Origin of the sequence: Bacteroides sp. ZJ-18 (assembly GCF_011038705.2) — a bacterium.
In the GTDB taxonomy this organism is placed as follows: domain Bacteria; phylum Bacteroidota; class Bacteroidia; order Bacteroidales; family Bacteroidaceae; genus Bacteroides; species Bacteroides hominis.
The window spans coordinates 2,433,241-2,447,525 of record NZ_CP072198.1; the positions used below are offsets into that span (position 1 = coordinate 2,433,241).

A 14,285-nucleotide genomic window follows, 5' to 3' on the forward strand; every position below is an offset into this window, starting at 1 on the left:
ATGATTAATAGATTATGACTGAACTGAAAGACCAGCTTTCTTTACTGGGAAGAAAGACCGAATATAAGCAGGATTATGCTCCCGAAGTATTGGAATCCTTCGATAACAAGCATCCTGAGAACGATTATTGGGTACGTTTCAATTGTCCGGAGTTTACCAGCTTGTGCCCCATAACGGGACAACCGGATTTTGCCGAAATACGTATCAGTTACCTGCCCGATGTGAAGATGGTGGAGAGCAAGAGCCTTAAGCTATATCTGTTTAGTTTCCGCAATCACGGTGCTTTTCATGAAGATTGCGTGAATATCATAATGAAAGACCTGATCCGTTTGATGGATCCCAAATACATTGAAGTGACCGGTATCTTTACACCCCGCGGCGGTATTTCGATTTATCCGTATGCCAACTATGGTCGCCCCGGAACGAAATATGAAGAGATGGCTGCCCGGCGGTTGATGAATCATGAATAGGGGATAACCCTATTCATGGTGATAGGGCCCGCCGTTCAGTATGGTCATGGCCCTATACATCTGTTCTACAAAGATCAGGCGGATCATCTGGTGCGAAAAAGTCATTTTCGACATGGATATCTTTTCGTGTGCCGCATCATATACCTTTTGTGAAAATCCGTAAGGTCCTCCTATGATAAATACCAGGCGTTTGTTGACGTTTACCAGCTTCTTCTCCATCCAGCGTGCAAATTCCACCGAACGCATCTCTTTTCCGTGCTCGTCCAGCAACACTACCACGTCTCCCGGTTGGAGGGCTTTGCCTATCAGTTCGCCTTCCTTCTCCTTTTGTTGTTCCGGGGTGAGGCTTTTCGTGTTTTTCAGTTCGGGAATCACCTCCATATCGAAAGAAATGAAGTGTTTAGTACGCTCTATGTAATCGTTAATTGCAGTGATATAATGCTGCTCTACAGTCCGTCCTACGACGATAAGGGTTGTTTTCATTCAAGTGCAAACTCTTGTTTATTGCACAAAAATAAGAAAAAAATGTTGTTTTTAGCATTAAATACTTACCTTTGCGTATCGATAATACTTGTGATTATGAAAAAACGGGTACTTTTATGGATGGCCGGACTCGTATTCGCTGTAACTTCGCTCTTCGCACAGGACATACCGGTGGGCGTGGTCGTGGCGTTTAAGAAAGGAAACTCCCAAGAGCTGAACAAGTATTTGGGAGAGAAGGTGGATCTGGTAATTCAGAATCGCTCGACAAGCGTCGACAAACAGACTGCTGAAGCAACACTTGCTTCTTTCTTTAATAGCAACAAGGTGAGTGGTTTTAATGTAAATCACGAAGGTAAGCGAGAGGAGTCGAGTTTTATTATCGGTACCCTGACCACTGCTAACGGCAATTTCCGGGTGAACTGTTTTTTCCGCAGGGTACAGAACAAATATTTTATAAATCAAATAAGAATAGATAAAACCAATGAATGAGTTAATAGACAGACTGATTGATCTGGCCTTTGCCGAAGACATAGGTGATGGCGACCACACAACACTTTCCTGTATTCCCGCCACTGCAATGGGAAAATCGAAACTTTTGATTAAAGAAGCCGGTGTATTGGCCGGTATCGAAATTGCCAAAGAAATATTTCACCGTTTCGACCCGACTATGAAGGTTGAGGTGTTTATCAACGACGGTGCCGAAGTGAAGCCGGGTGATGTGGCAATGGTTGTGGAAGGTAAAATTCAGTCTCTGCTTCAGACAGAACGTCTGATGCTGAACGTGATGCAGCGTATGAGCGGCATTGCCACTATGACACGCAAATACGTGAAGCAGCTGGAAGGCACCAAAACACGTGTGTTGGATACCCGTAAGACTACTCCGGGACTCCGTATGCTTGAGAAAGCGGCGGTAAAGATTGGCGGGGGTGTCAACCACCGTATCGGACTTTTCGATATGATTCTTCTGAAAGATAATCACGTGGACTTTGCCGGTGGCATTGATAAGGCCATCAACCGCGCTAAAGAATATTGCAAGGAAAAAGGAAAAGACCTCAAGATTGAAATCGAAGTGCGCAATTTTGACGAACTTCAGCAGGTGTTGAATATCGGTGGGGTAGACCGCATCATGTTCGATAACTTCACTCCCGAAAATACAAAGATAGCTGTCGAGATGATCGGCGGAAAATATGAGACCGAATCGTCCGGTGGTATCACGTTCGATACACTCCGTGACTATGCCGAGTGTGGTGTAGACTTTATTTCGGTAGGTGCCCTTACCCATTCGGTAAAGGGACTCGATATGAGTTTCAAGGCATGCTGACATTTTGAACGGTCGGCGATAAACGTTCTTAAGCGATAAACGATGAACAGGCTACGCATTGATGCAAAGGCCTATTCATCGTTTATTGTTTCTTTAACTTCTTTTTGCACTATTGTTTGCAGCATTCGTTGCATCCTTGCGTCTAATAGACAAACGACGCAGACATACGTTCGATTTTAAAAAGACAATTGACATTGGAAAACGAGATAGAACTGATAAAGGGCTGTCGGGCAGGAAAGGATTCGGCCCGTAAGGAACTTTATACCCTATACTCGAGGCAATTGCTGGCGGTATGTTTCCGCTATACGGGCGATATGGAAGCGGCGCACGATGTACTGCATGACGGTTTCATCAAAATATTCACCAACTTCTCGTTTCGTGGTGAGTCTTCGCTCGGAACGTGGGTGACCCGGGTGATGGTGACTCAGGCACTGGATTACCTGCGAAGGCAAAAACGGATCAGTCAGTTGGTGATACACGAGGATCAGCTTCCTGATATTCCCGATCTTCCGGAAGGAGGGGAGGCAGGACCGATATCCGAAGAACAGTTGATGAAGTTTGTCGCAGACTTGCCCGATGGCTGCCGGACGGTTTTTAACCTTTACGTGTTTGAGGAAAAGTCTCACAAAGAGATAGCCGAAATGTTGGGTATCAAGGAGCATTCATCCACTTCGCAGTTGCACCGTGCAAAGTTTTTATTGGCAAAAAGGATTAAAGAATATAGAAATCATGAAGAGAGAAAATGATGAAATAACCGATCTGTTCCGTTCCCGTCTCGGCAATGCCGAGATGACTGTGCGGGACGGTTTCTGGGAAGAACTGAATTCTGATGTGATGGTGCGTTGCCATCGTCGGAAGGTGTTTTTCTTCCGCGTAGCGGCAGCCGCTTCCGTACTGCTGGTACTGGCTGCTTCATCGGCTGCTTTTTGGTTCTTCTCTCCGAAAGAGGAGATAGAAGAAGCCTTTACCCAGGTAGCGGTTGTCAGTGGAAATGCGACTCACCTGGATGGTGACGTGGTGAAACAGGATTTCACTCCCGTACATTCCGAGCCTGTTTTGAGTAAACCGACGCCTAAGCGTTTCGGTACTCTGGCCCAATATCAGGACGAAGATGATGATTCGGTTTCGGTTACGGTTTCCATGTCATTCAGCTTCTCTGCAACGACTACACGCAGGGGACAAAATAATCATCCGGATAAAAACTATTGGCAGGCTGGCGGAGATGGACAGACCTTAGTAAATTCTGCTGATGAATCCCCGTCTTCCGATTATACGGCTATGACCGCTAAAGCCCGGACATGGGCTGTAAAGGCGGCAGTCGGTACCGCATTGCCTGCCGGAGATGGTAAATATAAGATGCCTGTTATGGTCGGTCTGACGGTAGAGAAAAAAATAAATAAACATTTAGCCGTAGAAACCGGTTTATTATATTCCAGTTTGCGTGCCGGACAGAACTTGCATTATCTGGGAATTCCCGTAAAACTGAACGTGACACTTGCGGAAATGCCGAAGTTGGATATATATGCTTCTGTAGGTGGAGTTGCGGATAAGTGCATAGCGGGAGCACCCGATGACAGCTTCAAACAGGAGCCTGTGCAACTGGCCCTTACCGCAGGAGTGGGAGTGAACTATAAAATTAATGATAAACTGGCTTTATTTGCCGAACCGGGAGTGTCGCACCATTTCAAGACAGACTCCAAGCTGGAAACAGTACGTTCGGCACGGCCTACGAATTTTAACCTGATTTGCGGTCTGCGCATGACCTATTAACCATTTAGTACGGACGTTATGAAAAAAACATTTTTTATGCTGCTCACGGTTGTTTTATCATTGCTTACTTGTGTAAGTTGCAGCGAAGAGACATTAGATTACAATAACCCGGATGTAGACCTTTTCGTAAGGCAACTCAAAGCGGGGAACTATAATACCAAGAGCCCGAAGGGCTTTGTAGAAGTGCCTAAATTTACGGAGAAGGATATTCCGGCATTGCTGAATTATGCAGAAGACCTGACTCAGGTTGCTTCTTTTCCGCTTCCGCCGGTATCTGCTTACTATAGCGGTAAGGTCCGGTTGGGCGAGTGCATGTTGTGGATCGTAGAAACCATTCGGTTAGGGCATTATGCGTCGTTTGGCTGCAAAATGGTGAGAGCCAATGCCGAGAACTACGAGGGCATCTATTTCCTGACCGATGAAGAGTTACTTGATGCTGCTGCCCGGTATCGCCGCTGGTGGGAAAACAGGCAGTATCCTCGTACGGCATGGACCATTGACGCATGCTTTGACGAGCCCCTTTGCGGGAGTGGATACCGTTGGTGGTAAAAAACTAAATCAGATGAAACGTATCGACTTTCTGGTGCTGTCTTCAGGGGCGGCAGTGATCCTTTATGCCCGATGAACAGCCACGTAAAGGAATTCAAAGACAGGAGCATGCGAAGCAGGTACTTTCATCTTATTAAATAAGTGTAGAAGAATGAAGCGTTTGATATTGTTTATATGGTTATGTCCGATGGTCCTGATAGCCCGTGCCCAATGGACTGCGAAGGATTCATTGAATCTGCAACGCATCCTGAACGGCCAAGAGGATATCAAGCTGAATATGGATGCTGTGAAACAGATTGATTTCAACAGCTTGCCGGGTGCTCCCAAAATGTCGAAGGAGAAGCCCGGTCTGAAATTGGACGAGACGCTTCCACAAGTGCTTGATAGAAAGAAAATTGTGTTGACTCTCCGGCCTTATACGGCCAATACCAAATATAACTGGGACCCTATTTACCAAAAAAAGATACAGGTGGATGCCGATACGTGGCGGGGAGATCCGTTTGTCGAGTTTTATGAGACCGTTCCTTCCAACTGGGCTAAAAATGTATACGATAAAGGTATCCGCAGTTCATACGAGGAAATCCGTTCCAGTGGGTTGCGGCATAATCTGTTTGGCGAACGTGCCAATGGCAGGATGGTGACTACGCAGAGCATGGTGCATACCTCTGCCATGAAGCTTGGCAAAAGTGGAGTAACCGTGAGTGGAGGCACTATCGGAGGTCTTGACCTGATGACTATTTTCACAAAAGATTTCTGGGACAAAAAAGGACGTGAACGGAGGGCGCGTACACTGGAAGTTCTGAAAGCGTATGGTGATTCGACAACGGTGTTGCTTCCTGAACCGATTATACATTGAATTTGTTAAAAGATAAATAGGGGGATTCTTGCCTTCTTTTTTCAAAAACGATATGACTATGAACAGAATTTCTTCTCTTTTCGGTATTCAGTATCCCATTATTCAGGGCGGTATGGTGTGGTGTAGTGGCTGGAGGCTTGCTTCGGCTGTCAGTAATGCGGGTGGTTTGGGGTTGATAGGCTCCGGCTCGATGTATCCCGATATTTTGCGTGAACATATTCGTAAATGCCGTGCAGCCACAGACAGACCTTTTGGGGTAAATATTCCTTTGATGTATCCCCAGATAGAGGAGATCATGAATATCATTGTGGAAGAAGGGGTTAAAATCGTATTTACCTCTGCCGGAAACCCGAAGACATGGACCGGCTGGCTGAAAGAGCGTGACATCACGGTGGCACATGTCGTTTCTTCTTCTAAGTTTGCCATGAAATGCGAAGAGGCGGGAGTCGATGCCGTGGTAGCTGAGGGTTTTGAAGCCGGCGGGCATAATGGCCGGGAGGAGACAACGACGCTTTGTCTGATTCCTGCAGTACGTGAAGCCACTACTTTACCTTTGATTGCGGCTGGAGGGATTGGTACCGGTGAGGCCATCTTTGCCACGATGGCGTTAGGGGCCGAAGGAGTTCAGATAGGTACTCGTTTTGCTCTGACGGATGAAAGTTCGGCAAGTGATATTTTCAAGGAATATTGTTTGCGGTTGAACGAAGGCGATACCAAATTATTGCTGAAGAAACTGGCGCCTACCCGTCTTGTGACCAATTCGTTCCGTGATAAGGTGGAAGTGGCTGAGGCGCGGGGAGCTTCTGCCGAAGAACTTCGTGAACTTTTGGGCAGAGGACGCGCCAAGAAAGGCATCTTCGAAGGTGATCTGGAAGAAGGAGAGCTTGAGATAGGGCAGGTGGCTGCTCTGTTCCGCCGCAGGCAAAGTGTGGACGAGGTAATGAAAGAATTGTTGGAGGGATACCGCAGAGCTTCGGACAAGGTATCTTCTTTTTTGTTATAAACGGATCATTCCACCACAGGGTAACACAGAGTCTTACGGAGTTCTTCTTTTTATGATTCTGCTTCGTGAAACTCTGTGTTACTCCGTGGTATTACTTGTTATTCTAAATTCAATTGCTCGTATTTAAGCCCGAATACCTCAGCTATTGCTTTATATACCACTTTCCCTTCTACCACATTTAATCCCAAAGCCAGTGCCGGATCTTCTTTGCATGCCTGTTTCCACCCCTTTCCTGCCAGTGCTGTTACATAAGGCAGAGTGGCATTGGTCAGTGCCAATGTAGAAGTGTAAGGCACTGCTCCCGGAATATTGGCTACGGCATAATGTACGATTCCATCGACCACATACGTCGGCTCACTATGGGTAGTGGGGTGCGAAGTTTCGAAACATCCTCCCTGGTCGATAGCTACATCCACTAATACTGTACCCAGTTGCAGCATCTTCAGCATACTGCGGGTGATCAGGTGCGGAGCCTTGTCTCCCGGAATCAAGACCGAGCCTATTACAAGGTCTACGTCCGGCAACTCTTTCTTCAGCCTCAGTTCCGAAGCATATAAGGTTTTTACATTTTTTGGCAGTGTTTCACTCAAATAACGAAGACGGGCCAGGTTGATATCCGCAATTGTGACATCTGCTCCCAGGCCGGCTGCCATCTGGGCTGCATTGCTGCCTACGATGCCTCCGCCGAGAATTAATACTTTGGCAGGCTTCACACCCGGTACACCTCCCAGCAGAATACCTTTTCCACCTTGCGGCTTTTCCAGGAAACGGGCGCCTTCCTGTATAGCCATGCGTCCGGCTACCTCACTCATAGGAATCAATAAGGGTAAAGAATGGTCAGCTTTTTCTACCGTTTCGTAAGCAAGGCAAACCGAGCCGTTTTCTATCATGGCAAGAGTCAGTTCTTTATCGGAGGCAAAATGGAAGTAAGTGAACAGCAACTGTCCCTTGCGGATCAGCTTGTATTCCGGTGCGATAGGTTCTTTCACTTTCACTATCATCTGGGCTGCGGCATACGTCTTTTCCATAGTGGGCAGGATCTGCGCTCCTGCGGCTATATATGCCTCGTCCGGAAAACCACTGTTCTCTCCTGCGGTGTGCTGTATGTATACAGTATGTCCGCGTTTCACTAATTCGGCAACTCCCGAGGGCGTCATGCCCACCCGGTTCTCGTTGTTCTTAATCTCCTTAGGTACTCCGATAATCATAACGTTACTCTATTAAGGGTTAAACATGGCACAATGTAAGAAAATTCTGCTTATGTTGTTATCCTTATACGGATGTTTTACAGCAGAGTGATAGTAGAGGTGCAGGCACGGCTCTTTCATTTAACAACCGCCTTCCTCCCTTGTCCTCCCCCCCCACAAAACCTTCCATTCGCACATAGCGATGCGGAAGCAGTGCTTCGTTGTTTCTTTTTTAAGAAAGAATCCGGCCGGCTATTACCGGAGAAGTGTAGTAGATTAACCAATGTCATACAACTCTTTATCCCAGCCCGCATACCCGGGCTGATGAGCCCACATGCCCGGGCTGATGAGCCCGCATACCCGGGCCGATGAGCCCGCATGCCGGGGCTGAGATAAGGATCCGACCATTTGCACTAAAGAGAGTAAGGGAAATGAAATGCTTTTAGAGAGATTAACGGATAAGAAATTGGATATATCCATTTGTTTTCCAAATAGTTACTACTAAAATGCCCCCTAAAACAGCGGGTGGAAGATGGAAGATGGGGGTGGAAGATAAATGGCATAAAAACCGCATCTTCCACCAATCTATACATCTTACAATCAACGATATGCATTCTAAAAGGTGGAAGATGGAAGATCGAAACGTATTTTTTGTATGAGAGGAAGGCGGGGGATAAAGAGCCGTGGCAGGCAGGAATAAAATCCATCTTTCTGTTTTCTGATATGGCAGGAATAATGTATTTTTGCAAAGATTCCATTTTTAAGCAAACTACATGAAACAGTATATAGTTGCTCTGATGCTTGCCTGCAGCATTCAGGGACATTCACAAGATGTGAAGCAGGCTGCTTTTGTTCCTCCATTTGACTTTACACTGACTCTGAGCGGTAATTTCGGAGAAATTCGTGCCAATCATTTTCATGGCGGTCTTGACTTTAAGACTCAGGGAGTTGTCGGTAAACCGGTGCGCGCGCTGGCCGACGGATACATCTCACGTATTCGTGTCACCAATGGTTCGGGACATGTACTCGATGTGGTATATAATAACGGTTATACAACTATTAACCGGCACTTGAGCGGATTTATGCCGGACATTGCCCGAAGAGTGAAGAAGCTTCAATACGAAAAAGAAGATTGGGAAGTAGAGATTGTTCCCGAACCGGGGGAATATCCGGTAAAGGCGGGACAACAGATAGCCTGGAGCGGTAATACGGGTTATTCATTCGGACCGCACCTGCATCTGGACTTGCTGGAAACCGCTACCGGTGAATCTGTCGATCCGATGCCTTTTTTCAAATCAAAAATAAAAGATACCACTGCTCCCCGGGCTGAGGGCGTTATGTTGTTTCCACAGCCGGGAACCGGAATCGTGCAAGGCAGTTCGGAGCGGCAAACCTTCCAACCCAATGGGACGCGTCCCATCGAGGCATGGGGAGTGATCGGATCGGGTATCAAGGCTTATGATTACATGGACGGTGTTCACAACCGTTACGGTGTGCATACTGTTGTGCTCAAGGTAGATGGAACGGAAGTGTTTCGTAGTGTGGTCGATCGCTTTGTTCCGGACGAGAACCGGATGATAAACTCTTGGACCTACGGGCAATATATGAAATCATTTATTGATCCGGGCAATACGCTGCGTATGCTCCGGGCTTCGAATGATAACCGTGGATTGGTGACCATCAATGAAGAACGGGATTACAAGTTCGAATATGAATTGAAAGACGCTTTTGGCAACACTTCCCGCTATCACTTTACGGTGCGTGGAAAAAAACAGCCGATAAAGCCGTCTGAACATCGGGAGAAGTACTTCTTTGCCTGGGACAAAACGAACTTTTTGCAAGAACCCGGTTTGACCCTTACCGTCCCCCGGGGGATGTTATACGACAATGTGGCTCTCAATTATGAAGTACGTTCCGACAGCGGGGCAATTGCTTACACCTATCAGCTCAATGATGAGAAAGTGCCGTTGCACGGTGGCTGTGAGTTGCGTATCGGGCTTCGTCATCAGCCGGTTGCCGATACAACGAAATATTACGTGGCTCGTGTTACTCCCAAAGGTGGTATGTATAGTGCCGGAGGAACTTACGAGGGTGGATTTATGAAAACCCGTATCCGTGAATTGGGCACTTATACGGTAGGAGTAGATACAGTGCCTCCCGAAATTATTCCGGTGGGCAAGAATGTCTGGGGACGTAATGGGAAAATTGTTTATCGGCTGAAGGACAAAGAAACCGGCATCCGGTCTTATCGTGGCACGATTGATGGAAAATTCGCTCTGTTCGGACGTCCTAACCTGACAAAATCGTATTGGGAGTGTAAACTCGATCCTGAATATGTAAAGAAAGGTGGACGCCATACGGTAGAGATGACCGCTACGGACGATTGCGGGAACGAGACAACGGTTCGTGAAACCTTCGTCTGGTAGCTTTCAAAACCAAATAACCGGAGATTATCCGGGTAAAACAGAATAAGATATTGTATTAATAATTTATTATATGAAAAGAATCTTTCTCTTTGCCGCTCTCTTGACTGCGGCAGTGGCGGAAACCTTCGCCTGTACTAACTTAATTGTCGGTAAGAATGCTTCTACCGACGGTTCGACCATTGTTTCCTATTCGGCTGACTCGTACGGACTCTTTGGCGAGTTATATCATTATCCCGCAGCTACCTATCCCAAGGGTACGATGATGGATATCCATGAATGGGATACCGGAAAATATCTGGGACAGATTGAGCAGGCGCGTCAGACTTATAATGTGATCGGCAATATGAACGAGTTTCAGGTAACCATTGGTGAAACTACCTTTGGCGGCCGTCCTGAATTGGTAGATACACTGGGCATTATCGATTACGGAAGTTTGATTTACGTAGGACTGCAACGTTCGCGCACTGCCCGTGAAGCCATTAAGGTGATGACTGAGCTGGTTCAGGAATATGGATATTATAGCAGTGGTGAGTCATTTACCATTGCCGATCCTAATGAAATATGGATTATGGAAATGATAGGGAAAGGGCCCGGCATACGGGGAGCCGTCTGGGTAGCTGTTCGTGTGCCCGATGACTGCATCTCGGCACATGCCAACCAGTCTCGTATCCATCAGTTTGATATGAATGACAAGGCAAACTGTATGTACTCCAACGATGTCATTTCCTTTGCCCGTGAAAAAGGATATTTCAACGGAGTGAATAAAGATTTCAGTTTTGCCGATGCTTATGCGCCGCTTGATTTCGGTGCCCGCCGTTTTTGCGAGGCCCGTGTATGGAGCTATTTCAATATGTTTACCGATCAGGGTGAGGCTTATCTGCCTTATATCCAGGGAAAGACCAACGAACCGATGCCTTTGTTCGTGAAACCGAAACGCAAACTTTCAGTTCAGGACGTAAAGAATGCCATGCGTGACCATTATGAAGGAACTGCTCTTGATATCAGCAATGACTTTGGTGCCGGACCTTATAAAACACCTTACCGCCTCTCTCCGCTGACTTTTAAAGTGGGCGATCAGGAATACTTCAACGAACGTCCTATTTCTACACAGCAGAGTGGGTTCGTTTTTGTGGCCCAGATGCGTGCCAATCTGCCTGATGCAGTAGGCGGTGTACTCTGGTTCGGTACGGATGATGCCAACATGACCGTTTTCACTCCCGTATATTGCTGTACTACCAAAGTTCCGGTATGCTATACCCGTGTGGATGGTGCCGATTATATCACTTTCTCATGGAATTCTGCTTTCTGGATTTTCAACTGGGTGGCTAATATGGTATATCCCCGTTACGATTTGATGATCGGTGATGTACGTTCCACACAGAATGAACTTGAAACCACCTTCAACGAGGCGCAGGAGGGGATTGAGTCTGCTGCCGTTAAACTGTACGAGAAAAATCCGGAAGCAGCTGTGGCGCTTCTGACCAATTATACCAACATGACGGCGCAAAGCACTTTCGACACCTGGAAACGTCTGGGAGAATTTATCATTGTGAAGTATAATGACGGTGTCATCCGCAAGATGAAGGACGGTAAGTTCGAGCGCAACGCTATCGGCCAACCCGCCGGTGTGGTACGTCCGGGCTATTCAAAAGAATTCCTTGAGGAATATGTGAAGCAAACCGGCGAACGTTATAAAGTGACTGAATAAACGCTTCCGGAGAGTTTTCTCGCTAAAAGATAGGAATTTCAAACTTATTCTTTTACATTTGTATTTTGAATAGAATAATTATTAATCTCTAAAAATAGATATAACCATGGGGAATGAAGAACTAATCAAACAGGTGACTGAGAAAGCCGAGAAGTGGCTGACCCCGGCGTATGATGCCGAAACTCAGGCTGAAGTGAAACGCATGTTGGAGAACGAAGATAAGACAGAATTGATTGAAGCCTTTTACAAAGACCTTGAATTTGGTACGGGCGGACTCCGTGGTATCATGGGAGTAGGTACCAACCGTATGAATATTTATACTGTTGGAGCCGCAACTCAGGGACTTTCTAACTATCTGAACGCAAACTTTAAGAATCTGAAACAGATTTCTGTTGTGGTAGGATACGATTGCCGTAACAATAGTTCTCTGTTCGCTAAGATTTCTGCGGATATTTTCTCTGCCAATGGCATTAAAGTATATCTGTTCGAGGAGATGCGTCCTACTCCGGAGATGTCTTTTGCCATCCGTCACCTTGGTTGCCAGAGCGGTATCATTCTGACTGCTTCACACAACCCGAAAGAATATAACGGCTATAAAGCTTACTGGGATGATGGTGCACAGGTACTGGCTCCGCACGATAAAGGTATTATCGACGAAGTGAACAAGATTGCTTCTGCTGCCGACATTAAGTTCCAGGGTAATCCGGAGCTGATTCAGATTATCGGGGAAGATGTCGATAAAATATACCTGGATATGGTGAAAACCGTTTCTATCGATCCTGAAGCTATTGCTCGTCATAAAGATATGAAGATTGTCTACACTCCGATTCATGGTACGGGTATGATGCTGATTCCCCGTGCACTGAAGATGTGGGGATTTGAAAATGTATACACTGTTCCCGAGCAGATGATTAAGGATGGTAACTTTCCGACGGTTGTTTCTCCCAATCCGGAGAATGCGGAAGCCCTGACAATGGCTCTCAATCTGGCTAAAGAAATCGATGCCGACCTTGTAATGGCTTCCGATCCGGATGCCGACCGTGTAGGTATCGCTTGCAAGGACGATAAGGGTGAATGGGTATTGATCAACGGTAACCAGACTTGCCTGATGTATCTGTATTATATCATCACTCAATACAATAAACTGGGTAAGATGACCGGTAATGAATTCTGTGTGAAGACCATTGTTACTACCGAACTGATCAAGAAGATTGCCGACAAAAATCAAATTGAGATGCTCGACTGTTATACCGGCTTTAAATGGATCGCCCGTGAAATTCGTTTACGTGAGGGTAAGAAGAAATACATCGGTGGTGGTGAAGAAAGCTACGGTTTTCTGGCCGAAGACTTTGTTCGTGACAAAGATGCTGTTTCTGCTTGCTGCCTGATTGCCGAAGTGGCTGCTTGGGCTAAAGACAATGGAAAGACTCTGTATCAGTTGCTGATGGACATTTACGTTGAATATGGATTCTCTAAAGAATTTACTGTAAACGTAGTGAAACCGGGTAAGAGCGGTGCCGAAGAGATTAAAGCCATGATGGAAAACTTCCGTGCTAATCCTCCGAAAGAGTTGGGTGGCTCGAAAGTGATTCTGTCAAAAGACTATAAAACTCTGAAGCAGACAGATGCAGAAGGTCATGTAAGTGACATCGATATGCCGGAACCATCGAATGTGCTGCAATATTTCACCGCAGATGGTGGTAAAGTGTCTGTTCGTCCGTCAGGAACGGAACCGAAGATCAAATTCTACATCGAAGTGAAAGGCCAGATGGGATGCCGCAACTGCTTTGCCACTGCCGATGCAGAAGCTACTGAAAAAGTGGAAGCTGTGAAGAAATCGTTGGGTATTTAAGGAACTTCTTTAAGCACTCTTTTAACAGATACTTTGGGTAATATAAATGTGTTCATAGTATTATAGTATTATCGAAATGCCCTGTCCTGAATTGGATGGGGCATTTCTTTTTCTATCGAATGCAAGCCGACAGTTAAGCACTTGTGTTCTGGCGTATCGGGCTGTGTTGTGAATTGTTTTTTAATCACGCTTTTTTCATTGGGCTTTGTTTATTCGGCTGAAGTGTAGTTATTATATTTTTACGGTACTTTTGGTAGTAGTCCAAAAATTTTTAGCTTGGAGGTGCTGCCTGAGACACTTATAGAACTGCTATGTATGTCAATCTTACGACTATAAATGATGGTATATCCATGGTATTACTTAGAATACAAACTCTTGCGTTTGTTCTTCATCTTACTACCGAACTAATGGAGATTTAAAAGAGTTATTGAGATATGGCTAATAGAGATATAGTCTTTTCTGCCAGTGAATTTACTTTAGAGGGAAGTTGTGTGTAAATCTGTTTTTTCAGGAGTATGCATTCTTTATCGTAAAAAGTGATTGATGTGTTAATAATATATAAGCAAAGTTTTTTGTAAATTATAAATAATAATTAGTAAATTTATTATTATAATATATGATATTATATATTAAAATGTTTTTAAATGTTCTTTGTTTTAT

The 14,285-nt window shown here is 45.7% G+C and carries 13 protein-coding genes; 11 read left to right on the top strand and 2 right to left on the bottom strand.

Features of this window, described 5'->3' with window-relative positions; translation table 11 throughout:
* Positions 1–14: 14 nt before the first annotated feature.
* Positions 15–470 carry a preQ(1) synthase gene (queF, locus tag G7Y45_RS09660; protein ID WP_005776228.1) on the top strand — a complete coding sequence of 152 codons (456 nt, stop codon included), beginning with the start codon at positions 15–17 and terminating at the stop codon, positions 468–470.
* 9 nt (positions 471–479) lie between these two features.
* Here the strand turns inward: queF and rlmH are convergent, their stop codons facing one another.
* Positions 480–953 carry a 23S rRNA (pseudouridine(1915)-N(3))-methyltransferase RlmH gene (gene rlmH, locus G7Y45_RS09665; RefSeq protein ID WP_005776229.1) on the bottom strand — a complete coding sequence of 158 codons (474 nt, stop codon included), beginning with the start codon at positions 951–953 and terminating at the stop codon, positions 480–482.
* Positions 954–1,049: 96 nt separating this feature from the next.
* Between rlmH and G7Y45_RS09670 the strand changes: the two genes are divergently transcribed.
* From G7Y45_RS09670 to G7Y45_RS09700, 7 genes are all read left to right on the top strand, one after another.
* Positions 1,050–1,442, top strand: a complete 393-nt coding sequence (locus G7Y45_RS09670) for a DUF4783 domain-containing protein (protein ID WP_022011300.1) — start codon at positions 1,050–1,052, stop codon at positions 1,440–1,442.
* Positions 1,435–2,274 carry a carboxylating nicotinate-nucleotide diphosphorylase gene (nadC, locus tag G7Y45_RS09675; protein ID WP_005809499.1) on the top strand — a complete coding sequence of 280 codons (840 nt, stop codon included), beginning with the start codon at positions 1,435–1,437 and terminating at the stop codon, positions 2,272–2,274. The genes G7Y45_RS09670 and nadC overlap by 8 nt, the downstream gene beginning before the upstream one ends.
* A 194-nt stretch (positions 2,275–2,468) precedes the next feature.
* Complete coding sequence (locus G7Y45_RS09680) at positions 2,469–3,020, top strand: RNA polymerase sigma factor (RefSeq protein ID WP_005809497.1); 552 nt, start codon at positions 2,469–2,471, stop codon at positions 3,018–3,020.
* Complete coding sequence (locus G7Y45_RS09685; protein ID WP_165017600.1) at positions 3,004–4,044, top strand: outer membrane beta-barrel protein; 1,041 nt, start codon at positions 3,004–3,006, stop codon at positions 4,042–4,044. Before G7Y45_RS09680 ends, G7Y45_RS09685 begins: the two co-directional genes overlap by 17 nt.
* Positions 4,045–4,080: 36 nt before the next feature.
* On the top strand, positions 4,081–4,593 hold the full coding sequence (locus tag G7Y45_RS09690) for a DUF4943 family protein (protein ID WP_005819122.1): 513 nt from the start codon (positions 4,081–4,083) through the stop codon (positions 4,591–4,593).
* Positions 4,594–4,744: 151 nt separating this feature from the next.
* Positions 4,745–5,449 carry a DUF4858 domain-containing protein gene (locus tag G7Y45_RS09695; RefSeq protein ID WP_005776237.1) on the top strand — a complete coding sequence of 235 codons (705 nt, stop codon included), beginning with the start codon at positions 4,745–4,747 and terminating at the stop codon, positions 5,447–5,449.
* 58 nt (positions 5,450–5,507) lie between these two features.
* The gene (locus G7Y45_RS09700; RefSeq protein ID WP_032530194.1) at positions 5,508–6,452 is read left to right on the top strand and encodes a nitronate monooxygenase family protein; all 945 of its coding nucleotides are present in this window, start codon (positions 5,508–5,510) and stop codon (positions 6,450–6,452) included.
* Between the two features lie 98 nt (positions 6,453–6,550).
* On the opposite strand, the gene ald is transcribed toward G7Y45_RS09700, so the two are convergent.
* On the bottom strand, positions 6,551–7,660 hold the full coding sequence (ald, locus tag G7Y45_RS09705) for an alanine dehydrogenase (protein WP_165017603.1): 1,110 nt from the start codon (positions 7,658–7,660) through the stop codon (positions 6,551–6,553).
* A gap of 752 nt (positions 7,661–8,412) precedes the next feature.
* Between ald and G7Y45_RS09710 the strand changes: the two genes are divergently transcribed.
* The 3 genes from G7Y45_RS09710 (at position 8,413) to G7Y45_RS09720 (ending at position 13,625) form a co-directional block, all read left to right on the top strand.
* Positions 8,413–10,065, top strand: a complete 1,653-nt coding sequence (locus G7Y45_RS09710) for a M23 family metallopeptidase (protein WP_165017606.1) — start codon at positions 8,413–8,415, stop codon at positions 10,063–10,065.
* 70 nt (positions 10,066–10,135) lie between these two features.
* On the top strand, positions 10,136–11,773 hold the full coding sequence (locus G7Y45_RS09715; protein ID WP_032530190.1) for a C69 family dipeptidase: 1,638 nt from the start codon (positions 10,136–10,138) through the stop codon (positions 11,771–11,773).
* Positions 11,774–11,879: 106 nt separating this feature from the next.
* A complete protein-coding gene (locus G7Y45_RS09720; protein WP_022012117.1) occupies positions 11,880–13,625 on the top strand; it encodes a phospho-sugar mutase in 1,746 nt (581 codons plus the stop codon).
* Positions 13,626–14,285 lie beyond the last annotated feature (660 nt).